Below are 23,980 nucleotides of genomic sequence, written 5' to 3'. Positions count from 1 at the left end.
TGATGGCATTATCTAGACTTCATAGATGATTCTTTTTGTCAATGCGTAAGTCCTATTCAGTTTAAATATAAGCTGTAGAAGTGTGGGCAGACGCGTAGCGCCCGCAAGCTTGAGGCGATTGCATGATTCATATTTTGATTCAGCAACGCCCTTATTTTTAGCGGGCGATGTCTGAGGACAAGCCGCTCTATGTCTACGCAACACAAAGCATAGTTTTTATTTTTGATTTTGAAATAAACTGCAACGCCTGATCGTCTGATTCCTTGTGCCTTGCATAGAGTAAACTGTCTTGGCGCATTGGTAGATTAGACCTCTTGCAAAAATATATTTTTGCACTCTTAGGGAAAAGGGAAAAGGTTAAAGGGAAAGGATTTTGAGTTTTTTTCCCCTTTTCCCCTTCCCCTTTACCCCGACTTTTGCAAGAAGTCTATTGATTCTTAGAGATGACAATATTCTTTTGTTAACGCCTTCATCTGTGGTTTGCCCAAACAGTCCATTTTTTATAGTAGACTCTGTACAATTTACATATAAACCCAGTCCATTTTGAAACCTAGAGTTTTTAATGAGAGTGTATTATTCTGTCGTGACTTGAGTTATGAGCTTTACTCTAAGTCCAAAAAACTATGGTTTTCAAGGTAGACGTGGTTTAGCTATCGTTCCGGTGCTTGTTTGTTCTAATGATCACCCTAAAAGATCGATAGCTTTCTTGTGAATTGGCTCAATTAAAAACTGTCCGAAGTATTGCTCTATTGTATTTACAGTTTATTTCTTGTTCCCAGATTGGAATCTAGGAACACCAGTAACGAGTGTCAGTAGGAGATGATTATGCCGAGATGGAACGCAGAAAAAAACAAGCGTATCGAACTGAGGTAATTCAACGCATTACCGCAGCGATGCCCTCAGTAATGCAGGAATATGCCTCAATTAATTGGGCGGAAGAACTTAAAGGCTACCATACCGAGCATGAATATTACCCTGACTATATCCACGCTCCCATTCATGGGTCAACTGATTCCTACACCAACCCTCAGTCGTGTTTAGCCTGGGATGCTGCGATGGATGCCATTATTCCCCTCAGCCACAATGTTAGTTGTCAGCAGTTGCGCGAGAACATGGCTGAACTAATTCCTCAAGACGCTCAAATGGAGACGGTGCTAGAGCTTGGTGCAGGTACGGCTGGTGGAGCGCTGGCACTGGCACAGCGGTTTCCACAGGCCACTTTTCGCATTTCCGCTATGCTGTCGGTTTGTGGTACATGGTTGGCCGGAAGCTAGAAATGTGAGATAAAACAAGCGCTTTGAGGCAGTCCTGATGAAACAAGTTTCAAACTTGAAGACAAGATTGTGATGTAAAGGTTCTGTAACCCAAAAAACGCAGGAATTTCTATCGATCGCGATCGCATCTCTCAATGCAAGTAGAATAATGAAATGATCGCCCTCCAAACCTGATTATTTCTAATCTGGAAACAAACTGGAGACTCCAATGACCCCAGCAACGATAGCAACACCAAAAAAAGAATCACCTCTTCTATTTGAGGGAATGACCTGGAGAGAGTTCAAAGCAGTTGAGCAATTATTAGATCGTCCAGGATACCGACTCTCTTTTCTGGATGGAATTCTGGAGATCCGACGAATGCCTGGAGAACCCCACGAAACCGTTAAAAAGAGGATTGCTGCATTATTGGAACTTTACCTGCTCATGGCCGGGTTCGACTTTACTCCAACTGGCTCAATGACTCTGGAAAGCGAAACAGTCGCCGTCAAGCGAGAGGCGGATGAATCTTATAAACTTGCTCCCGGTCGGATGCTACCCGATCTGGCGATCGAGGTGGTATTTTCTAGTGGTGGCATCAACAAACTGGACGCATACAAGCGGCTGAAGATTAAGGAAGTGTGGTTTTGGGAAGATGGTGTGTTAGAAGTCTATCATCTGCGGGGAAAAGGCAATACACTTCACTATGAAAAGGTTTCTAGTAGTGAAGAGGTGAAAGGAATCGATCTGGATTTGTTGTTACGTTGCATGAATATGGTGAATCACGTAGAGGCAATCAAGACTTTTCAACAGGCGCTCCAGAAATAAGCGATCGCACATACTTATGGGATGCTGGGTTTCACGCTTGAAAACTGCTGTTAAAAAAGATTTTGTTCAGCGCAGAGACTTTAAGCTTTCAGTCTTTTGCACGACTATTAATTTCATAGATGCGTTTTTGATTATCTACAATTACCTTAGTTAATTGGCTTTCAATTCCGGCAAGATTTTTGTCATTATCTGTAATTTTGGCTAGTAAATCTTCTTGAGACACAGCCGCAGTATTGCGGAATTTTTGATTTGATTGTGCGATCGCTAATTGTAATCGTTGCTGTTCCCGATTCAATCGGATTACTTCTGCTTGTTTAGTGCTGTGACATCCTGTTGCTGTTTCAAGTACTGCACCTGGGAAATCGCCCCCTACTAAGCTAGAGGTTCAAACTTGCGGAGAATTTGTTGATTAATTGTCAGCAACTCTTTAGCGCTAGTTAACTCCGCCTCAGAAGAAGTTTTTTCTAGGGTAATGAGTGTTTCACCTTTTTTGACTCGCTGACCATCTTTGACTAAAATCTCATTGACAAGACCATGAATCGGAGCCTGAATTTCTTTGACAGCACCCTGTGGTTCTAACTTGCCAGTAGCATAAATGGATAGCAGTTTTCCGCAAAGTCTCGTAATTTGTAGCGCAGTAGTCCCATCTCTGGAACGGCAATGAGTAACCCTCGATCGCTATTTTTGTAAATAATTGCAAAACTATCTTGCCAAGAAATCATTACTGATAATTGCAAGCGTCCGACTGCGGTAGCGGGAACTTTTACCATCTGTGTTGTCAACCCTATCAACTCAGCAGCAGCAGCGCAAAATTGCAGAGATATAACGCCTTTGTGTTCGTACTGCTTTGTCAACACCCGCTGCAATGTATCTCTGCGCCAGAAGATGTTAAAGTATTGGCTCAACATCTGGAAGTAAGCGAGTGTTGCATCCAGCGGCCCTCTACCTTTGATATAAGGAAACTTCTTTTGTTTACCCTTAGCTGCTGGTGCTTCTGTGACAGTAATTTCTGAGGCGTAGGGAATCTCTGCGGGTAAGAGTGTTTTTGGTGTAGGAGTGGCAAGATTTTCTCTAAATATTGATTTGGATATTGATTTGGGCAATCTCACCAGACGCATATTTGTCTTAATGATACGTGAGTTCGATGCACAGGATTTTGACCTCACCCCCAGCCCCTCTCCTGTTAGGAGCTACGGTGTACACACAAGTCGAAAAAAGATCAATTTTTCATTGTTATCTCGTTTTATCTCGTTCCTATGCAGAGCATAGGAATGCCTGATTAGAGGCTCTGCCTCTAGTCAGATATTGAGTCATATCATGTCCGCATAATTAGTTATACTAACCACAGTCATTGCACCCCACACGCCAGTCGCTCATGGGGGAAACCCCCAAGACCCCGCGCTGGCTCCCCTTAATCCCCTCCCCGCTTGCGAGGCTACGGTGTACACACAAGTCGAAAAAAGCTTGATTTTCCATTCTTCTCTCGTTTATCTCGAACACAAGCTCTACATGGGAATGCTCCTCGTGGAGGCAGAGCCTCCAATCTGGCATTGAGTCAGAGACTCAATGAATGCATTCCCAGCCGGAGACTGGGAACGAGGAAAGTCTTATCAAGCTAGGTTTTTAGGACTTGTGTGTACACCGTAGCCTCGCAGGAGAGGGAGGCTGGGTGGGTGAGGTCTGTTTACTCATGCTCAATTTTACCAAAAATTATTATTAACTTTTAACTGCTGGCAGATGCTTTTTTTCAGCTTTCCTACTCTGCATACTCAGCTTTTTCCGCCATGTCTCCATATAAATGTAAAACACTGGAGTCAAATAGAGAGTTAATATCTGAGAGAACACCAATCCACCAACGATCGCAATCCCCAAAGGACGACGCGCTTCTGAACCAACTCCCGTCCCCAGAGCAATAGGCAATGTCCCAATTAAAGCTGCCATCGTCGTCATCATAATCGGACGGAAGCGAATCAAGCAAGCGGTATAGATGGCATCAAAGGAATTTTTACCTTCCTTTCGTTGCGCTTCAATTGCAAAGTCCACCAGCATAATCCCGTTTTTCTTGACGATACCCACCAAGAGAATTATGCCGATGAAAGAGTAAAGATTTAAATCAACCTGGAAAATTAGCAGCGTCAGTAATGCACCAAAACCCGCTGAAGGCAAACCAGAAAGAATGGTGATTGGGTGAATGAAATCCTCATAAAGGATACCAAGAATCAAATAAATGACTAAAATAGACACCAACAACAATACGCCTAAATCGTTGAAGGACTGTTGAAAAGTCTGGGCTGAACCCTGAAAGCTGGTGGTAATTGTTGAGGGTAACACCTCACTGGCTGCTTGCTTGATGGCATCTGTAGCCTGACTTAGAGACGTTCCTGGAAGCGTGTCAAAAGAGATAGTTGCAGAGGGGAGTTGAGCAACGTGAGTAACCGTGAGCGGGCCGACACTCTGAGTAATATTAGCGATCGCACTCAAAGGAACAAGTTTCCCTGTACTCGATTGCACATAGAGCATCGATAGGGCGCTAGGATCTCGTTGAAACTCCGGTTTCACTTCTAAGATTACATAGAATTGGTCATTTGGAGTATAAATAGTGGAAACCTGGCTGGAACCATAGGCTGCGCTGAGGGTTTGTTCAACTTGTTGAGCGGTAATGCCAAGGGTTGCAGCTTTGTTGTGGTCAAATTTGACTTGGATTTGGGGAGTGCTGAGTTGTAAATCGGTGTCAACGTTCTGGAGTCCTGGTAGGGTTTTGACTTTATCTACAAGTTTAGGAACGTATTGGCGTAAGTCTTGTAGATTCAAACTCTGCAACGTGAACTGATAAGTAGAATTAGTTTGTTGTCCACCGATGGGAATAGCTGGCGGAGAACGGAGGAATGTCTTAACCCCAACTACACGTCTTAATTTGGGGGTTAACTCTTGAATGATTTTGTCAGCACTCAGTTTACGTTCAGAACGTGGCTTGAGGCGAATCGTAATTCGCCCAGAGTTGACTGATGCATTCGGGCCACTTGCACCCACAATCGAGTCAACTGCTTCAATATTGGGGTCTTGACGAATGATGTCAACAACCTTTTGCTGGTGATGCCGCATATCATCAAAAGAAATATCTTGCGCTCCTTTCGTGTTCGCCATCAGTTGTCCGGTGTCTTCCGTAGGAATAAATCCTTTGGGAACGATGACGAACAAATAGACGGTCATTACCAGCAAAATGCCAGAACCAATGAGTGTCATCAGGCGGTATTTTAAGACAGGTTTGAGCGTCCAATCATATCCCCGCAGTAGTAAATCAAATGCCCGTTCTGAAACTCGATATAGCAGATTTGGTCTTTGCTGATGCGAACCCAGAAAGCGACTGCACAACATTGGGGTGAGACTGAGGGAAACAAAACCCGAAACCAAAATTGCCACTGCGATCGTCACGGCAAATTCATGAAATAATTTACCGATGATTCCACTCATAAACATGATCGGGATGAAAACTGCCACCAAGGAAAGGGTCATTGACAAAATGGTGAAGCTGATTTCCCTCGATCCCTTTAATGCCGCGTTTAGCGGAGATTCGCCCATTTCTCGATAACGGACGATATTTTCTAACACCACGATCGCATCATCCACCACAAAGCCCACGGAAAGGGTCAAAGCCATGAGTGACAGGTTGTCTAGGGAGAAGCCCGACAGATACATTACTGCAAAAGTGCCAATGATTGCTACAGGTAAAGCCAAACTGGGAATCAGCGTCGCAGTGATGTCACGTAAAAATAAGAAAATCACCAAGACAACTAGACAAACCGAGAGAACCAAGGTAAATTTCACATCGTTGACAGAGGCTCGGATGGTTTGAGAGCGATCGTACATAATCCCCATTTCTATGGATTTGGGAACTTGTTCGCGGAGTGTAGGTAAAAGTTCTTGGATGGCATCAACAATATTTACAGTATTAGCTCCCGGTTGCGGCTGTACAGCGAGAACAACAGAATGACGGTTTGTCACCTTGCGATCGCTATACAAATTCGAGACTTTGACATTTTGTTCGCTGTCAATTACTTGCCCCAAATCCTGGAGCCGCACGGGCGCACCATTCTTGTAAGTTACAATTAGCTGGCGATAGCCGGCAGCATCGGTGAGTTGACCGTTCGCTTGAATCGTATAATTTTTGTAAGTGTCAGAGAGACTGCCTGTTGGCAAATTGACATTTCCCTGTTGAATGGCAGTTTTTACCTGATTTAGACCAATTCCCCGCGATGCTAACTCTCGCGGATCAAGCTGAACGCGGACTGCATATTGCTGTTGACCAAAAACCTGTACCTGAGCAACACCATCAATCATTGAGATGGGTTGACCAACTGTTACCTCCGCGTATTCATCTACTGTTGAGATTGGCTGTGTCTCAGAATACATATAGAGGTAAAGAACCGGTGAGACAGATGGGTTAACTTTGCGGTAGGTGGGTGGGTGAGGCATTCCGGCTGGCAGTTGTCCGGCTGCGGCTGAGATGGCTGCCTGGACATCTTTGGCGGCATCTTCCACTCTGCGGCTAAAGTCAAATTGTAAGGAGATGTTTGTGCTACCAGTTGAACTGGTGGAATTGAATGAATTTAGTCCGGCAATTTCGGTAAACTGTCTTTCTAGGGGTGCGGCGACTGAAGAGGCCATTGTTTCTGGGGTAGCACCAGGGAGACTAGCGGAGACAGATATAAAAGGATATTCAACGTTAGGTAGGGCGCTGATGGGTAACAGTAGATAACTCATGAGACCGAAAATGAGGATACCCATCATTACCAAAGTGGTCATGACTGGACGACGGATGAAGAGTTCTGAAAGGTTCATGAGTTTTGTTCTCCCAGAAATGTGGTGAGGATGCGATACGTTTGGATTAAGGCTTAACTCTTTACGAACCGCAGAGGCGCAGAGGACACTGAGAGAAGAAAGAAATGCTTAACTGAATGTTGAGTTGTAACACAGGAGACAGGAAAAAACGGCTTTAATATCTGGTTTCAACACATAAAACTCTCTTGATTCTCCTCTCTGTGTCCTCTGCGTCTCTGCGGTTCGTTTAAATATCACGATCGCCCCCCTGTAAACGAAAACACCCGCCGGAACTTAACTTGATTAAGCTTCTTCCGCCACGATTCCATATAGATATAGAACACGGGTGTTAAATACAAAGTCAATATCTGAGAAAACACCAGTCCGCCCACAACTGCAATCCCTAAAGGACGGCGGGATTCGGAACCAGCCCCAAATCCGATCGCAATAGGCAAGGTTCCCATTAAGGCTGCCATTGTCGTCATCATAATTGGACGGAAGCGCACCAAACAGGCTTGATAAATCGCCTCAGACGGTTTTTTCCCTTCTTCTCGCTGGGCAACAATTGCAAAGTCCACCATCATGATGCCGTTTTTCTTCACAATGCCCACTAAGAGAATGATGCCGATGAAGGAGTAAACATTGAGTTCGACATGAAATAATATCAGCGTTAACAATGCGCCAAAACCTGCTGAGGGCAAACCAGAAAGAATCGTAATTGGGTGAATGAAATCCTCATAGAGAACACCCAAAATCAGATAAATTACGAGGATGGCGATCGCTAACAATAAACCCAAACTCGGCAGTGAACTTTGAAATACCTGGCTTGCACCTTGAAAACTGGTGCTAATGCTGGCAGGAATTACCTGATTAATCAGTTTTTCAATCTCATCGTTGGCATTTCCCAAGGACACACCGGGCGCGAGGTTAAAGGAAATGGTGGCGGCGTTCATCCGACCGTTATGATTAACCATTAACGGGCTGACTCCTTGAGATAGTTTGGCAAATGTCTTCAGAGGAACTGCCACTCCAGTACTAGAGTTAATGTATAATGCCAACAAAGCATTGATATCCTGCTGAAACTGGGGTGCTAATTCCAAAATCACCTGATACTCATTGGTCGCTGCATAGATGGTTGACACTTGGTAGGAACCGTAAGCACTTCTGAGGGTATTTTCAATTTGCTCGGCAGTAATACCATAAGTTGAAGCTTTATCGCGGTCAATGTCAATTTGAATCTGGGAAGCAAACTGTAAATCGCTGTTAACATCCTGGAGTTCTTTCATCTCCTTCATCTTGGTAACAAGTTGAGGAACATATTCCTGCAAGGGTTTGACATCAGAACTCTGAAGTGCAACTTGATAAAGTCCTGTGCTTTGTTGAGCGCCAATGGGTATTGCTGGAGGATTTTGTAAGAATACTTGGATGCCTGGAACAGTGGCGAGTTTAGTTCGCAAATTTTGCACGATTTCGTCGGCTCCTAGTTGGCGCTGCGATCGCGGTTTTAACCGAATAAACAAACTACCAGAATTGGCTGCAACTGCTGCTCCACTGCCATTAGCACTCGCTCCTGCGCCAATATTGGAGTTGACTGCATCTACATTTGGATCTTGGCGGATCAGGTTAGCAACTGTCTGCTGATGCTGGACAAGATTATCAAAGGATGCATCCTCGGCTGCTTGGGTAATGCCTGTAATTTGTCCGGTATCTTCGCTAGGAATAAAGCCCTTGGGAACTATCACCAACAACCCAACTGTCACCGCCAATAGAAAGATAGATAAAATCATCGTGGTGCGGTGATATTTTAAGACTTTTTTGAGACTCCAATCGTACAGACCGAGGAAGCGATCGAAGACATATTCGGAAGCTTGATATAACCGGCTTTGATTAGCATGATTTACAGGACGCAGAAAACGGCTGCACAACATCGGAGTCAAAGTCAAAGACACAAAACCAGAGACGAGAATTGCAACTGCGATCGTCACAGCAAATTCATGAAATAATCGTCCCAGGACTTCACTCATGAACAACATGGGGATGAACACTGCAACTAAGGAAAGTGTCATCGATAGAATGGTGAAACCAATTTCTCTCGATCCATTCAACGCCGCTTCTAAAGGACGTTCCCCCATTTCCATGTGACGGACGATATTTTCTAGCATGACGATCGCATCATCCACGACGAAACCCACCGAAAGGGTCAACGCCATCAGTGATAGATTATCTAGTGAGTAGTGCAGCAAATACATCACTGCAAAGGTTCCAATCAGCGAAACGGGTAACGCCAAACTGGGAATCACCGTCGCCGAAAGGTTCCGCAAAAAGATGAAAATTACTAAGATAACTAGAGCGATCGTCAGAATCAAGGTAAATCTGACATCATCTACTGAATCTCGAATTGACTGAGATGCATCATAGAGAATACCAATTTCTACTGATGCCGGAATTTGGTCGCGCAAATCCGGGAGTAATTTCTTAATCGTGTCTACGACTTGCACCGTATTGGTTCCGGGCTGTCTTTGAATGGTGAGAATAATGGCGCGGGTATTGTTATACCAGCTTGCCACCTTGTCATTTTCTACACTGTCAACAATCCTACCCAGTTGATTGAGATAGATGGGCATTCCATCTTTATAAGAGACAATCAACTGACGATAAGCAGCCGCATCCTCAAGTTGTCCGTTAGTTTGAACTGTAAAATTCTTGTGATTTCCCGAAAGACTGCCGGTAGGCAAATTGACGTTACCTTGTTGAATCGCCGTTGCCACCTGATCTAGCCCAATTTGCCGCGTTGCCAATTGCTGCGGATCGAGTTGAATTCGAGCCGCATACTTTTGGGAACCGTAGACAGCTACCTGTGCCACACCATTGATTGTAGATAGCTTTTGCGCCAAATAAGTCTCGGCATAATTATCTACCTGGGAAAGCGGCAGAGTGGGAGAATCGAGGTAAAGATAAAGAATCGGTTGGTCTGCGGGGTTAACTTTGCTGTAAGTGGGAGGATTGGGTAAATCGTTAGCAATTTGTCCCGATGCTCCTGATATCGCGGCTTGTACATCCTGCGCCGCATCATCAATATTCCGACTCAGGTTAAATTGCAGGGTAATTTGAGTCTGTCCCAGAGTACTAGTTGAGTTAAGCGAATCGAGTCCAGCAATACTAGAAAATTGCTTCTCTAAAGGACGAGCAACCGATGCTGCCATTGTTTCCGGGCTGGCTCCCGGCCGGGAAGCACTTACCTGAATTGTGGGATAATCCACACTAGGTAAATCGCTGATGGGCAGCAAGCGATAACTCATGAAACCGAAGATCAAAATCGCTGCCATCACCAGAGTCGTCATGATCGGGCGACGGATAAATGGTTCTGAGAGGTTCATGATTCACCTCCGCCTGACTTCGGAGATTCTCCGCCCTGCTGCCTGCCCCCTGCCCTTCCTTTTCTCGAAGAATTTCCACCTGCACTTGAGTCATTGCCGGCTGTTTTGATGCGGATTTTGCTACCCGAAACGAGATTCGCTTGACCATCGGTAACAATTTTATCGCCTGGTTGCGGCCCTTTCTGAATTACATCTAGCCCCTGAATCGTGCTGCTAACTGTAACTGGAACGTTTTCTACCGTCATGTCTGGCTTAACTACAAAAACAAACTGCCCATCGGGGCCATTCTGCACGGCTTGGGAAGGAACAACTGTTGCATTTGGTTGTTCAGTCAGCGTCAGCGTTGCGTTGACAAATTGACCGGGAAATAAGTGTCCCTGAGTATTATCAAAGTCGCCAATTAGTTGAATTGTCCCTGTGGTGTTATCGACCGTATTATTGACAAATGTCAAAGCACCTGGTATTGGATGAGATGGATTATCGGGAAACGTCACATCTACCTTCAGCTTGCCATTCTGCATATACTTTTGTACCTGGGGCAGATTTGTTTCAGGAATGGAAAAAGCAACTTGAATCGGGCGAATTTGGGTGATGGTAACAAGTGGAGTCGTGCTGTTGGCTTGTACCACATTGCCCTGAGTCACCAGAATATTGCCAGCGCGACCATCAATCGGCGCATAAATTTTGGCGTAAGATAATTGCACTTTGGTATTGTCTAATGCTCCTTGGTCGGAAGTGACAACAGCTTGAGCATTAGCGATCGCAGCTCGATCGCCTTGAACAACTGCACCAGCATTAGTCAGCGCCACGCGATCGCTTTTCAAAACTGCTTCAGCATTAGCGATCGCTTCTCGATCTGCCTGAAGTGTTGCTGTAGCCGATTTGCTATTGGAAACGTATTGCTGTGCTTGATCTAAACTAATCGCGCCTTTCTTATATAACGCACTATAGCGATCGCTCTGTCCCTGAGCAAATTCTGCTTGTGCTTGATCCTTGGCCAAATTCGCCTCGGCTTGTCGCACCAAAGCTTGGTCTTTGACTAAAGTGGCTCTAGCTTGGTCTACCTGACCCAAATCTCTAGTTAATGCATCTCTAGCTTGTTGTACCGAGGCTTGGTCTTTTGCTACAACTCCTTGAGCTTGCTGAATCGCAGCAGCTTGCGATCGGTCATCTAGGGTAAACAAAAGTTGTCCCTTTTTTACATCTTGACCTTTCTTGAAATAAACTCCAATAATCCGTCCGCTAGCTTGGGGTGTAATCGATACTGTAGACCCCGCTTGCACATTACCGATCGCCTGCAATTGTAAGGGAACCGTTTTTTGTGTCACCATTGCCACAGTTACAGGTGTAACTTGTTGCTTATTACGCCCAGATTTTTCACTTTTGTCTGACTTGGCTGCACCTGCATAGATGCTAAAAAAACCTAGTCCAGCCAGTAATAGCACGCCCAAAATTATCAAAGTAATCTTTTTCTTTTTTGGCGATCGCGGTAGCTCTGGTTGTATACTGTTCTCAGCCAAATCGTTAGAAATTTCATGGTTCATCAGAACCTCCAATACATTTTAGTTAATTAAAAACCGTGAAATCCTTTACTACCTCAACTGCCGATGATACCAATTTCATTTGAAGCGGCACATCTAAATAATTCGTTTTTTCCGGTTTGCTCGATGTGCCTTTTCAAATAATGATGATTTTGTCGATTTTAAATCAAACAAATAATATTTTTAAATACCTCTTAAGTAATCATATTCAAAATATCTCACTATCTTAAGGAATACTTTTTGCCTGCATTTATTTATTACTTCTTAGCTGCCGATATAGAAGGTGGAGAGCTTGTTTTTCTATCTGTCTGACTCGTTCTCGGCTAATACCCATGCGCTGACCAATCTGTTCTAGAGAAAGTTCATTTCCATCTGTTAAACCAAAGTGTAGGTTTAAGATTTCTTGTTGTTGTCTAGATAAACTTGACAATAATTCTTCCAGCTCTTGATTGAGAAATTGCTCATTAGTATAGCCATTGTCCGAATATCTATCATCTTCGATTAAATCTTCTAACTTTACATCTCTCTCTGAACCAACCTGAAGATCGAGAGAGATAGTTTGACGAGCTAAAGTTAGATATTCCCGAATCTGACTAGGCTCCAAAGAAAGTGCATGAGCAATTTCCGTAGTGGTAGGAATACGACCCAACTTTTGAGATAACTCTCGCTGAACGCGCTTAATTTTATTTAACTTTTCATTGATATGAATCGGTAATCTAATTGCGCGTCCTTGTTGAGCGATCGCTCTGGTAATTCCTTGACGAATCCACCAGTAAACGTAGGTTGAAAATCTGTATCCTAAAGCCGGATTGAATTTCTCAATCCCTCTTTCCAAACCCAAAGTACCTTCTTGAATTAAATCCATCAGTTCTAAGTTCCGTCTCTGATATTGCTTGGCAATTGACACCACGAGCCGGAGATTAGACGCCATCATTTTCTGCTTGGCTTTTTTCCCTTGATTTAGCTTTTGAAGTAGTTCTTGTTCGCTTAACTGCATCTGGTCAGCCCATTCTGACAGTGTGGGGGTACGATTTAATTCAACAGTCAGTTTTTCGGATTCTGCAAGCATTTTCATCATCTGCTGAACTTGTTGGGCAAAAAAAACTTCTTGCTCCTGGGTTAACAGAGGTATCCGCCCAATTTCTTGAAGATAAGCACGTACTGTATCAGTTGTAAATTGAGATGCTTTGCTTGTGTTAATAGCTTTAGTATCTAGGAATGATGTTAAGTTACTCATGTTGAGTTAGCCTCTGCCTATTAACTGGGGTATTTTTTATTGGGGAAAAAGTGCAGATAGTGACTCGATGAACCATAAAGGTTTTTATAAAAAAACCAGGTATCAAGTACTAGTTCCAAAAGAGCAATCAATACCCAAATTGCTAAAGAAACAATTACAGGTAGGCTGAGATCGGGAAATTTCCTTTGCAAATCGATAATGCCAAATAACAGCAAAAATACAAGCGAAACTCCTAGAAGAAATGACAACTTGACAATTGCGAGAATGAAACGACTCATCTCTAGTATGCGATTGTAAAGTCTAGAAAATCTTTCTAGGATTTCTTCCATGTTATTGATGACAAGTAAAATTTGTTGTTGGTGCAGATGTGTAGCTAAGGAGTATTGTTGCTGTACTTGCGTCAATTCCTGTTCATGCTTGAAATTATCTAAAAGCTTGTCCCAAGGTAGAACCTGAGAGCTAGTTGACCAGATTGGAAAATCCTTTAAATGTAAGGGAACTAAATAGTTAATCAGTGCAATCAGAGTTTCATCAAAATTACTGAGTTCGGAGGGAAGAGACTGAGTTAGACGAATCAGTTGGTCTATCTGAATCTGAAGTGTATAGTAGTCCTCATATCTTCTTTGGGCGATCAACTGACTAGTAAAGGTGAGGAAAACAATTAACACACCCAATAAAGCTGCTAGAGACTGGGATACAGCAGAAAAGAATTCAATCGCTACCTGTTTAGGTACTGTCAGCCAAGGGGCGTTTTCCCGCATAGCAAAAACCAAGGTGGCAACAAATACCAGCCCGACGATCGCTAGCTGATGGTGGGTAACAATAGCTATGATTGTCCGCACTAAAGGAGTGTTGCTGAGTTGAACCAAGATTTGCAAACCTGGGACTGGTTCACAAATTTCAAGTCGTTGGGCTTTGCGGGTTGACATGATAGAAAAATATAGTTCCTGACAGAATAATTCGTAATTCGATTAATTCAGAGTTGCAATCATAATTTAATAGGACTTACGCAATAACTCTCTGAAATTCTCATTCCTTTGCGCCTTCTCTAACGAGACGCTGCGCGTAGCTTGCTTCTCCGTAGGAGTATGCGGTTCGTTTTTCCATTATTTTGCGTAAGTCCTGTTTAATTACGAATTACGAATTACGAATTACAATGACTTGTTCTCAATAGTGTTTATTCCCCACGCTGTAAACTCACATGATTCCCCCCAGACTGAATTAATTTGCTCAGGTCAGCAACAGCGCTAGCATACTGAGGATCGGCTAATGTTCCCAAGGTTTGGTTTTGCACTAAGGCTTTCTGTTGTGCCTCGGTTAATGCCACGTTAATATCTGGGGCAATGCCGACATGATTGATATCTCGACCTTTCGGTGTATAGTATTTAGCGATCGTTAGTTTCAGCCCCGAACCATCTTCTAGTGGCTCTACGGCTTGAACTAAACCTTTACCAAAGGTGCGAGTCCCGACTAAGGTGGCGCGATTGTCGTCTTGTAGCGCTCCCGATAGAATTTCACTGGCGCTAGCAGATCCCTTATCAACCAGTATTACTAAGGGTTTGTCGGTGAGAGGATGTCCCGATGCATCGTAGCTTTCTTTCACTTGGTCTCGATTTACCAAAGACACGATCGCTCCTTGTTTCAACCACATACTGGCAATTTGCAAACTCGCATCCAGCAGCCCACCTGGATCGGAACGCAAATCTAAAACGTAGCCCTGTACCTGTTGTTTTTCTAATGCTTGAATTGCCCGATGCATCTCTGCGGGAGCAGTTGCCGTAAACTCTGGCAAACGAATATAACCAATTTTACCTGCTGAGGTTGTTTGCGTGTTGTAAGTTACAGGATGGATCGCAATATTGGCGCGGGTAAGTTTGAAAGTTTGCGATTGATTACCCCGTTGAATCGTGAGTACTACCTTAGTTCCCACCGGGCCGAGAATCCGCTTCACCGCATCATCAATTTTCATCCCCTGAGTTTTTTGACCGTTAATTTGGACAATTACATCGTCCGGCAAAATACCCGCTTTAAAAGCAGGGGTTCCTTGAATTGGGGCGACAACGGTTAAGGCTTTAGTTTTTTCGTTCTGTGCCAGTTCCAGCCCTACACCACTGAGGTTGCCAGAAATGTCGTTATTTAGAGCTTTAAATTCTTGCGGATCGAAAAACTCGGTGTAGCGATCGCCTAATTTCGCCACCATTTCTTCAATCGCTCCATAAGCCTCTTTTTTGGAACTATAGGAACGGCTAATATACTGCTGTCGAATTGCTTGCCAATCTTGATGGTTAAAGCTGACATCAACATAATTTTTATCTAGGATTTGCCACACCTCATCCACTAGCTTTTGAGAGGTGGGTTGTGGTTTACCGAGAGCTTTGGAAGTGTATAAACCTGTTCCTACAAGGATTGCTGTTATCACAGCCAGTTCTATCTTGACGAGAATTTTTTGTTTAAACATACTTTAATTCTTGAAGAATAACCCAGAATTCAGAATTCAGAATCCAGAATGCAATTAATAAAAGGCTGAATACCATAAGTCGCAGATAATTCCTTCTGAATTCTGACTCCTGACTCCTGAATTCTGTTTTGATAAAACTACTAGGAATTATCTTGAGATTTCCCTTTGCGGTGGGGATAGGCAGTCTTAAAAATATCCTGAATCTTAGTCTTTTGTTCAGCAGTAAGATTTAGGCTCAACACTGCTTTACGCATTTTTTCGCCTTTTTGTAATTTCGTTGATAATTCCTTTACCTGATCTGGGGTCAGAACTGCCTCAACTTGCTTGCGAATTTCTTCGCGCTTTTGAGCGCGTTCTGACGTATTTGATGCCGGAGAGTTTGTCGTAGAAGTATCAGATACCTTTGTGCCAGAATCATTCCCTTGAGACACATCTGGAGATTTAGAACTGGTGCAACCTGTCATTCCTGTAATTAGGATAGTTGCAAATAGCAGGGTTGGTAAAATTATCTGTTTTTTAATCATTTACTTCTCTGGTTTTTGTTGTGTGTAATAGAACTGTTCTGACTCAATTTCGGTTTATGACTGTTTAGAAGATGTTTGAAAAGTATTTCACTGTGACTTTAGACACTTTCAGATCCCCCCTAACCCCCTTAAAAAGGGGGGAACCGGAATTAAAGCCCCCCTTTTTAAGGGGGGTTGGGGGGATCGATAATGTTTTGCTACCGACGAAAGGACTTTTAAAACATTCTCTTAGAAGATGTTTTAAAAGTTGCTGCTTTACTCACACCAGCTAATCTTAGAAGTTGGAATGAGTTTGCACATGAGCTAGAATTCCTAACCTGACCAGTAAAAAAGTACTCAAGTTCTTGTGACTTTTTTCCTAATTTAGAAATAATTAATTAGTCGAAACGGCTCTATCAATACTAGAGACAGATTCGTTATATAGAAAGAATAGTTTCATCCTAAAATTGTGAAAATACCTATGGTTTTCTCACAAAGTCCATTGAGTTGGAACAGTTCTATGGTTAGCTTGACCTATCCATCTTTCCGTTTGTTGCTTTACCTAGAGTGGCTGTTATTAGCCACGGCAGTGTTTATGGAAGTTCTGCTGCCGTTTCAGTTATCCTGGTCTTTGCCGCTAGGAGTTCTGGCGATCGCAACTTTCAGCTTGATGGGTTTGAGGCTACCAATGGTGAAGCCGGAAAGCAAATTAATTTATACAGCCCTGGAATTCGGTTTAATTTTGCTGCCAGCAACTCAACATACTTTATCGACTCGCTCCGTTTTCCTGCTATGTCTGGTATTGGTGATGCGGAGTTGTCTCATATTTAAGCGATCGGGACAGTTGGCTGTCTTGATTTTATCTCTGCTTGTTTATGGAACCTTGCTTTTATCCAGACCAATTGTACCTGAGAATTTTCTGCCAGATAAGCTAATCCTCATGTCCTGGGATTGGCGATTAAGTAATATATTATTGTTTAGTTTAACCTTAGTATTCGCTTTATTGTTAATTAATGCCCTGCTTGCAGAGCGCCAAAGTCGAGAGCAGTTAGAAATTGCCCATCAGCAATTAGAGATCATCAATCAACAACTTTGCCAGTATGCCCTGCGGATTGAAGATCAGGCAACCTTGCAGGAACGCAACCGAATTGCCCGCGAAATTCATGATGGATTGGGACACACTCTCGCTGCCCAAACCATTCAGATTAATAATACTCTGTTGTTTTGGCAATCAAATAATGATAAAGCATTGACATTTCTCAAACAGGCAAAAGAACTGGGGGCTGAAGCGCTGCTAGAAATTCGGCGATCGCTTTCGGTGTTGCGTTCAAATCCTTTGCAAGGGCAATCTCTCAAATCATCCATTGAAAAGCTATTGATAGATTTTCAGCAAACCACTGGTATTGAACCATCCTGTAAAATCGATCTCCCGTACACTTTACCAACAGAAGTAAACACAGCCCTTTACCGCATTGTGCAAGAATCGCTGACAAATATTTGCAAACACGCCGAGGCGACGAGTGTCACCGTTAAACTTCTGGCTCACGCTGGGATGATTCATCTGTCAATCGAAGATAATGGAAGAGGTTTTAACCCCACTCAAAATACGACCGGCTTTGGATTACAAGGGATGCGAGAACGGACGGTTGCATTGGGCGGCGAATTAAATCTCCACAGTCAACTAGGAACAGGCTGCTGTATTTCTGTTTCTTTGCCACTCTCAAAGCTGTTGGTGTTTTAGCTTATGATTCGGATTTTATTAGTTGACGATCAGCATCTTATTCGCCAAGGACTTAAGAGTATGCTTGAGTCGAATGCAGAGATGCAGGTAATCGGTGAGGCGGAGAATGGGCAACGGGCACTCGAACAGATTGCTGCACTGCAACCCGATATTGTGCTAATGGATATTCGGATGCCCGTAATGGATGGAGTTGCCACCACAAAAGCGATCGCTCAACAATATCCTGATATTAAAGTTCTCGTCCTCACCACCTTCGATGATGATGAGTATGTTTTTCAGGCGATGCGGCTGGGTGCAAAGGGCTATTTGCTCAAGGACACCGAACCAGATGAACTAATGTTGGCAATTCGATCTGTCTACAAGGGACAAACTCTACTCGGCCCGGGATTGTTTGAGAAAGCACTCACGCCGATTACCGCACCTGTAACGTCTGTGCAAACTCCTCCAGAATTAGCGCAACTTACAGCCAGAGAATTAGACGTATTGCGGTTAATTGCTTGTGGAGCCAATAACCGAGAAATTGCCGAATCGCTGTTTCTTTCAGAAAATACTGTTAAAAACTATGTTACCAATATTCTCAGTCGCTTGAGTTTACGCGATCGCACTCAAGCCGCTTTGTTTGCCCATTCGTTATTTAGTGGACTTAAATAGAGTCTACTTGGGGAAGAAGTCAATGCACATTATGTATTAATGCACAACCACTGAATATAGATATTTTGACATACCCTTTCAGGGATAATTCTTGTTATACAGCAGCCTACAGGGAGAACTAAATATGACATCTCCAGAAACGGTTACATGGCTACAAGAACGCACAAGTTTAGGAATTCTCTCACCTGAAGTATTAAATGCGATCGCTCAAGTAATTGAAGAACAAGTAGTGAGTGCCGAAACTGACTTAGTTAGTGAAGGCAATTCTCCAGAAGCCCTTTATATTCTTGTAGAAGGTCAACTCGAAAGCAATACCACCAATCAAAGCAACCCAGCTTTAGCTTGTGGATTCCTTCCCGGTGCAGTGATTGAACTCAAAGAATTGCTGTTGGATGAATCAACTCCATTCACAATTACTACAGTAACTGAATGTCACTTGTGGGTTGTACCTGCTGCTAAATTTCGGGAATTAGTCACTCAATACCCCGAAATTGCTCAGGCTTTTTCGCGTCAATTGGCTCAAGAATTAGCTCAGGTAACATCTGCACTTGGCTATGAACAAGAACGTTCTATTGCCTTGCGCCCATATTTAGTTACCAAAGCGCAACGGGGAATTGTCGGTACAAGTCGCTATGCTGTGCGGCTGCGGGAGCAAATTCGAGAAGCGGCTGCCGATCGCAAATCTGTGGATATTTTCGGAGAACCAGGGTTAGAAAAAGACAATATAGCAGCCCTGATCCACTTTGGTTCTCCCAAACGGCGAGAACCAATTATTAAAGTCAATTGTGGTATTCTCCAAACTAGCGGCGCAGATTTATTTGGTCGTGCTGGCGGCAAACCCGGACTGTTGGAATGGTTAGGGGAAGGTACTCTAGTTTTCAACAACATCCAAGAATTGCCCGAAGAATTATTACCTGCCGTGACGCAGTTGCTCAAAACTGCTACATATACACCCGTCAGTCGTTCTGGAGATCCAATAGCCGAAGCTCGTCCCACTAAAGCCAGAATTCTGATTGTTTCAGAAAAAACTCAGCCGACAGTTGAACGTTCTGTTGGTCACATTATTAAAGTACCACCGCTACGGGTGCGGAAAGCTGATATTCAGACACAAGTCGAATATTATACCAGTCTTTACACTCGCTCTAGAGGCGTTTCTAAACCGCATATTACCCCAGAAGCTTTGCGTCGCCTCCAGTCTTATGATTTTCCTGGCAACCTCAAAGAATTGAAAAATCTGGTAGAAAGAGCGATCGTGCAAGCTGAGGGTGCGAATGAATTAACAGAAGAAATTTTCTGGCCAGCCGAAACTAAGAAAAAACGATTTCGGGTAAATCTGTTAAATGCCTATCCTAATTTGCGGCGGTTTTTACGTAGTGACTGGTGGCCCGATCGCATTAATTATGGTTTTACTGCAACGGCTTTTGCGATTATTGTGGCAATATTATTCATTGGGCCGCAAACCCGCGATCGCAATTTCGTCTTAAATCTATTTTGGGCTTGGTGGTGGCCTTTCTTCTTATTTCTCTTTCCCTTTTTAGGGCGTATCTGGTGTTCTGTTTGTCCCTTCATGATTTATGGAGAAATCACCCAAAAGCTCTCTTTATGGCTGTGGCCTCGAAAACTCAAGCGCTGGCCGAGAGAACAAGGTGAGAAATGGGGCGGATGGTTCATGTTTGGGTTATTTACCCTAATTTTCTTATGGGAAGAACTCTGGCATTTAGAAAATACAGCTTACCTCAGTGCTTGTTTGCTGCTGTTAATTACTGCTGGGGCAATGATTTTCTCGGCTCTTTTTGAGCGGCGGTTTTGGTGTCGCTATCTCTGCCCCATCGGCGGAATGAATGGTTTATTTGCCAAACTCTCAATGACGGAACTCCGGGCACAGCAAGGGATATGTTCTGCCAGTTGCACCACGTATCAGTGTTATAAAGGCGGGCCGCAAAAAGGCGAAGGGCTAGAAACCAATGGATGTCCTTTATACTCACACCCAGCCCAGTTAGAAGATAACCGAGATTGCGTCCTGTGCATGACTTGCCTAAAAGCCTGTCCCCATCGTTCCGTTGAGTTCAACTTGCGTCCCCCTGGAATTGAACTGTGGACAACTCATGTACCCCGCACTTATGAAGTAGCATTATTGTTTTTGCTGTTGGGTGGGATATATTTGCATCGCTTACCAGAGTTGCAATCTTGGTTAGGGCTGCAACTGGATTTAACTGATTTTTGGCAGCACTTGGGATTATCGCTGCTAGTGTTAATTATTCCAGCAGCTCTTACCTTTGGGGCTTATGGCTTGATCCAAGTGTTCAATTTTAACCGTAAGCCTCGCTCCTTTGTAGAACTCGCCTACGGCTACCTACCATTAGTCTTGGGAGGCAACTTGGCTCACTATTTACGTTTGGGCTTAGGCGAAGGCGGGCGGATTTTACCTGTTACCTTTGCGACTCTTGGTTTGAGTGGTGAACAATTACCAATATTAGTTGCTCACCCGGCTGTGATTGCCTTTTTGCAAGGTACAACGATAATTTTCTCAGTGTTGCTGACTATGTTATTAACGCAAAAAATTGCCAAGCAATCAGTGGGTACACCAAAGGGTTTAGCGAAACTATCGCTCCTTTGGCAACACCTAGCAGCGATCGCTTTGGGAGTTAGTATGTGGGCAATTATCGTCTTTTGAGCTTCACATCTTCCACCAGGCGGTTTCTAATCGCCTGGGCTAGGTGCAAAATGTGATTTAAGAACATTCTTCCCTACGAACGTGATAGAAAATACTTATATGATTTATGATTTTTGACTCATAGTGTAAGGATTACAGATAATGCACGTTCTAAAAAGATCCATCAAACCTGCAACTTATATATCATTCCTCCACATTTACCAAACGACTTGGGGGACTGCTGGTGATATTTGTTTAATCCGTGAATCTGTAGCTAATGATAGTACCGCGAAGTTTATCGGGCACAAAATCGAACTAGCAATTCCCAGAGGATTGGAGCGCGATCGCATCGCCAACTGTCCAATAATTAAAGTTGCAGGTAATGTCGGCGACGGACATCCCAAAGAACACCCGTTGGAATGGGAGGCTTATGAGGGTGTAAAAGAAGAAATAGCTTTAGCAGCTTTGAAACCTTGGGGATTCAAGTTAATTGAACTCTAATGTGGCAATCTGACAAGCTCAACTCGCTTTCGTCCTTCTGAAACTATTTTTCCCCCTAGTGCCATCAGACATTGGCTCAAATGGAAAAATTCATCTAATAGACATAGGAGTGAAATTAATTATGCGTTGCCCGAAATCCTTGGTAGGCATAATTCATAAATTGTACCTACGTTATTTTCACTCCTACGTCTAATGTACTAAACCAGGTTTCTAAATCCGCGTAGTTTACCGCCGTAGGCATCGCCTGAAAATCCAACAATGCTTCACCGAGATTTTCTAATTGTTCTAAAGAGAGAGTTTCAATACGAGGTAGCACCTCTTGGGGTAATTCTCCCACCCGTCGAGTAAGCTGACGGAGAATCAGCGCTCGTTCTCGTTGTTCGCCTTCAGCGAGAATTTCTTGATAAATCACTGACTCGCGCATCATACGCTCCCGAAATAATTGTCGAATCAAATCTTGATTTTGACGAGCGACATAGAGAGTAGATTTAATTAGTTGCTACTCTAATCTACTAAACCAGGTTTCTAAATCCGCGATCGCCTGAAAATCCAACAATGCTTCACCGAGATTTTCTAATTGTTCTAAGGAGAGAGTTTCAATCCGGTCTAGCATATCTTGGGGTAATTCTCCCACCCGTCGAGTAAGCAGACGGAGAATCAGCGCTCGTTCTCGTTGTTCGCCGCGTTGTTCACCTTCAGCGAGAATTTCTTGATAAATCACTGACTCGCGCATCATACCCTCCCGAAATAATTGTCGAATCAAGTCTTGATTGTATTTTAACCCCGCTAAGATTTGGGTATACGCGGAAATTTCTGGTCGTTGTCTTGGCTCAAGTTGATTAACTTTGACCACAACTTGTTGCAACAATGCTTGAGGTTGCGTAGTTGCGGTCAGTGGTGCTAATGGTAACAAAGCAGGATCGTTGAGGAATGGTTCAGGATTTTCTTCCCATAAGCGAATCACGCGATATTCATGACGGGTAGTTTCGACACAGAAGACAGTTTCAATTACTGTTCCTGGTGCAGGGGGAAGCAATAATACGACAACTTGCGTTATCGGTAGACGATACAAACGATACAAGCGTACCCAATAATCTAGCATCCGCAGGGGTAGGGGTGGCGTAGATTCTAGTTTGGTTTGAAATTCTAGATGAAGAATGCGTCCTTCTAATTGTAAGAATGTGACATAATCAGCGCGAATTGGTTCAATGCTCAATTCGGTTTTGAGGACTTTGACGGAAGTTTGCGGTGTTCCTAATACCCAACTGGCAAAGGTAGCAGGATGTTTTTCGGACAGGAGTTTGCAAAGGTTATCAAAAGACATTTGCGATCGCTAACAATTGAACGAGGTATTGTTATTATCTCGTGCAGTGGTTTGAGTAGGCGATGTCTACGACGGGCTATTCGGCGTCGCACCATCGCTCAAGGAAACTCATTATTATACTTTGGGTGTATCTTTTTAAATTCCTGTACCTGTAATAATTACATTAATATTCCATTTCTAGCTAGGTTGAGTTATCAGACGGTAAAAAGATAACTGTAGCGGTTCCTGATTTACTAGTAAAAAACCTAATTCCCTTCTCTTTCCGTACCAAGGAAAGGGCAGAAACAGCCTTTATTACTAAAGAAATTACGAATTATACTAATGCATCTGCACATAATTAAAAAGCGATCGCCTTTTTTCCTTTTTCCCTTTATTCTGCTGTTGTCACTCCTCCTCGCGCTGCCTTGGGTAAGCGCGAAAGAATCGCCGAAGCCAAAGCCAGAAGCTTGGCAGATTAACGGTATTATTGCTGCCCTTGATGATGGATATGACGAAGTAAAGGGATCTGCATTCAGCAAATTAGTTGAGTATGATCTCAAAGATTTAAAATCTCTGGGTAAAAAACCGGAAGATATTGCTCAAAAAGCTGCCAAAATCCTCAAAGATAAAACCGTTAACTCAGATGTTCGTTCCAGTGCAGCATTGGCATTGGGAAATCTGGGGGAGGCAGCCAAACCCTACGTCAAAGACATCCTCGACATCCTCAAGGATAAAACCGTTGACCCCTCTGTTCATTCCTATGCAGCATCGGCATTGGAAAATTTGGGAGAGTCTGCCAAACCCTACGTCAAAGAAATCGCTGACATCCTCAAGGATAAAACTGTTGGCTCAGATGTTCGTTCCGGTGCAGCAGAGGCATTGGGAAATCTGGGGGAGGCTGCCAAACCCTACGTTAAAGACATCCTCGACATCTTGAAGGATAAATCCGTTGACTATAGTGTTCGTTCCAGTGCAGCATCGGCATTGGGAAATCTGGGGGAGGCTGCCAAACCCTACGTCAAAGACATCGCTGACATCCTCAAGGATAAAACCGTTGACAATAATGTTCGTTCCGGTGCAGCAGAGGCATTGGGAAATCTGGGGGAGGCTGCCAAACC

19 protein-coding genes are annotated in these 23,980 nt (G+C 43.6%); 7 read left to right on the top strand and 12 right to left on the bottom strand.

Going from position 1 to position 23,980, the window contains the following annotated elements:
* The first annotated feature begins 806 nt into the window (after nucleotides 1–806).
* Both ACM0OX_RS30080 and ACM0OX_RS30075 read left to right on the top strand, forming a co-directional pair.
* The gene (locus ACM0OX_RS30080) at nucleotides 807–1,274 is read left to right on the top strand and encodes a hypothetical protein (RefSeq protein WP_414518678.1); all 468 of its coding nucleotides are present in this window, start codon (nucleotides 807–809) and stop codon (nucleotides 1,272–1,274) included.
* Between the two features lie 208 nt (nucleotides 1,275–1,482).
* Entirely contained in the window at nucleotides 1,483–2,079 is a 597-nt protein-coding gene (locus ACM0OX_RS30075; protein ID WP_414518677.1) for a Uma2 family endonuclease, read from the top strand.
* A gap of 88 nt (nucleotides 2,080–2,167) precedes the next feature.
* On the opposite strand, the gene ACM0OX_RS30070 is transcribed toward ACM0OX_RS30075, so the two are convergent.
* The 10 genes from ACM0OX_RS30070 to ACM0OX_RS30025 all read right to left on the bottom strand — a co-directional run bounded on the left by ACM0OX_RS30070 (nucleotide 2,168) and on the right by ACM0OX_RS30025 (nucleotide 16,034).
* The gene (locus tag ACM0OX_RS30070) at nucleotides 2,168–2,374 is read right to left on the bottom strand and encodes a hypothetical protein (RefSeq protein WP_414518676.1); all 207 of its coding nucleotides are present in this window, start codon (nucleotides 2,372–2,374) and stop codon (nucleotides 2,168–2,170) included.
* Between the two features lie 77 nt (nucleotides 2,375–2,451).
* Nucleotides 2,452–2,598 carry a biotin/lipoyl-binding protein gene (locus ACM0OX_RS30065; RefSeq protein ID WP_414518679.1) on the bottom strand — a complete coding sequence of 49 codons (147 nt, stop codon included), beginning with the start codon at nucleotides 2,596–2,598 and terminating at the stop codon, nucleotides 2,452–2,454.
* 56 nt (nucleotides 2,599–2,654) lie between these two features.
* Nucleotides 2,655–3,197: a cysteine peptidase family C39 domain-containing protein gene (locus tag ACM0OX_RS30060; RefSeq protein WP_414518675.1), complete on the bottom strand. Its 543-nt coding sequence runs from the start codon at nucleotides 3,195–3,197 to the stop codon at nucleotides 2,655–2,657.
* Between the two features lie 598 nt (nucleotides 3,198–3,795).
* Nucleotides 3,796–6,918, bottom strand: a complete 3,123-nt coding sequence (locus tag ACM0OX_RS30055) for an efflux RND transporter permease subunit (protein ID WP_414518674.1) — start codon at nucleotides 6,916–6,918, stop codon at nucleotides 3,796–3,798.
* A gap of 233 nt (nucleotides 6,919–7,151) precedes the next feature.
* Complete coding sequence (locus ACM0OX_RS30050) at nucleotides 7,152–10,274, bottom strand: efflux RND transporter permease subunit (RefSeq protein ID WP_414518673.1); 3,123 nt, start codon at nucleotides 10,272–10,274, stop codon at nucleotides 7,152–7,154.
* The gene (locus ACM0OX_RS30045) at nucleotides 10,271–11,818 is read right to left on the bottom strand and encodes an efflux RND transporter periplasmic adaptor subunit (protein WP_414518672.1); all 1,548 of its coding nucleotides are present in this window, start codon (nucleotides 11,816–11,818) and stop codon (nucleotides 10,271–10,273) included. The genes ACM0OX_RS30050 and ACM0OX_RS30045 overlap by 4 nt, the downstream gene beginning before the upstream one ends.
* Before the next feature lie 247 nt (nucleotides 11,819–12,065).
* On the bottom strand, nucleotides 12,066–13,052 hold the full coding sequence (locus ACM0OX_RS30040; protein WP_414518671.1) for an RNA polymerase sigma factor, RpoD/SigA family: 987 nt from the start codon (nucleotides 13,050–13,052) through the stop codon (nucleotides 12,066–12,068).
* Between the two features lie 20 nt (nucleotides 13,053–13,072).
* A complete protein-coding gene (locus ACM0OX_RS30035) occupies nucleotides 13,073–13,981 on the bottom strand; it encodes a hypothetical protein (RefSeq protein ID WP_414518670.1) in 909 nt (302 codons plus the stop codon).
* A 248-nt stretch (nucleotides 13,982–14,229) separates the two neighbouring features.
* Nucleotides 14,230–15,510: a S41 family peptidase gene (locus ACM0OX_RS30030; RefSeq protein ID WP_414518669.1), complete on the bottom strand. Its 1,281-nt coding sequence runs from the start codon at nucleotides 15,508–15,510 to the stop codon at nucleotides 14,230–14,232.
* A 140-nt stretch (nucleotides 15,511–15,650) separates the two neighbouring features.
* A complete protein-coding gene (locus ACM0OX_RS30025) occupies nucleotides 15,651–16,034 on the bottom strand; it encodes a hypothetical protein (protein ID WP_335059127.1) in 384 nt (127 codons plus the stop codon).
* Nucleotides 16,035–16,533: 499 nt separating this feature from the next.
* Between ACM0OX_RS30025 and ACM0OX_RS30020 the strand changes: the two genes are divergently transcribed.
* The 4 genes from ACM0OX_RS30020 to ACM0OX_RS30005 all read left to right on the top strand — a co-directional run bounded on the left by ACM0OX_RS30020 (nucleotide 16,534) and on the right by ACM0OX_RS30005 (nucleotide 21,559).
* Nucleotides 16,534–17,754, top strand: coding sequence for a sensor histidine kinase (locus ACM0OX_RS30020; RefSeq protein WP_414518668.1), 1,221 nt, complete (start codon nucleotides 16,534–16,536; stop codon nucleotides 17,752–17,754).
* Nucleotides 17,755–17,757: 3 nt separating this feature from the next.
* A complete protein-coding gene (locus ACM0OX_RS30015; RefSeq protein ID WP_414518667.1) occupies nucleotides 17,758–18,405 on the top strand; it encodes a response regulator in 648 nt (215 codons plus the stop codon).
* 124 nt (nucleotides 18,406–18,529) lie between these two features.
* A complete protein-coding gene (locus tag ACM0OX_RS30010; protein WP_414518666.1) occupies nucleotides 18,530–21,079 on the top strand; it encodes a cyclic nucleotide-binding domain-containing protein in 2,550 nt (849 codons plus the stop codon).
* A 141-nt stretch (nucleotides 21,080–21,220) separates the two neighbouring features.
* Nucleotides 21,221–21,559 (top strand): hypothetical protein, encoded by a 339-nt coding sequence (locus tag ACM0OX_RS30005; protein ID WP_289798597.1) that lies wholly within the window; start codon nucleotides 21,221–21,223, stop codon nucleotides 21,557–21,559.
* Between the two features lie 166 nt (nucleotides 21,560–21,725).
* Here the strand turns inward: ACM0OX_RS30005 and ACM0OX_RS30000 are convergent, their stop codons facing one another.
* Nucleotides 21,726–21,986, bottom strand: coding sequence for a DUF4351 domain-containing protein (locus tag ACM0OX_RS30000; protein WP_414518665.1), 261 nt, complete (start codon nucleotides 21,984–21,986; stop codon nucleotides 21,726–21,728).
* Nucleotides 21,987–22,058: 72 nt separating this feature from the next.
* Nucleotides 22,059–22,883 (bottom strand): Rpn family recombination-promoting nuclease/putative transposase, encoded by an 825-nt coding sequence (locus ACM0OX_RS29995; RefSeq protein WP_414518664.1) that lies wholly within the window; start codon nucleotides 22,881–22,883, stop codon nucleotides 22,059–22,061.
* Nucleotides 22,884–23,204: 321 nt separating this feature from the next.
* Here ACM0OX_RS29995 and ACM0OX_RS29990 point away from each other — a divergent pair.
* Nucleotides 23,205–23,980 (top strand): HEAT repeat domain-containing protein (locus tag ACM0OX_RS29990; protein WP_414518663.1); only part of this gene is annotated, 776 nt, incomplete at its 3' end.

Source organism: Nostoc sp. PCC 9305, assembly GCF_963920915.1.
GTDB lineage: Bacteria > Cyanobacteriota > Cyanobacteriia > Cyanobacteriales > Nostocaceae > Nostoc.
Note: the sequence above shows the minus strand (reverse complement) of the source record. Positions and strands in the feature narration are given on the sequence as shown.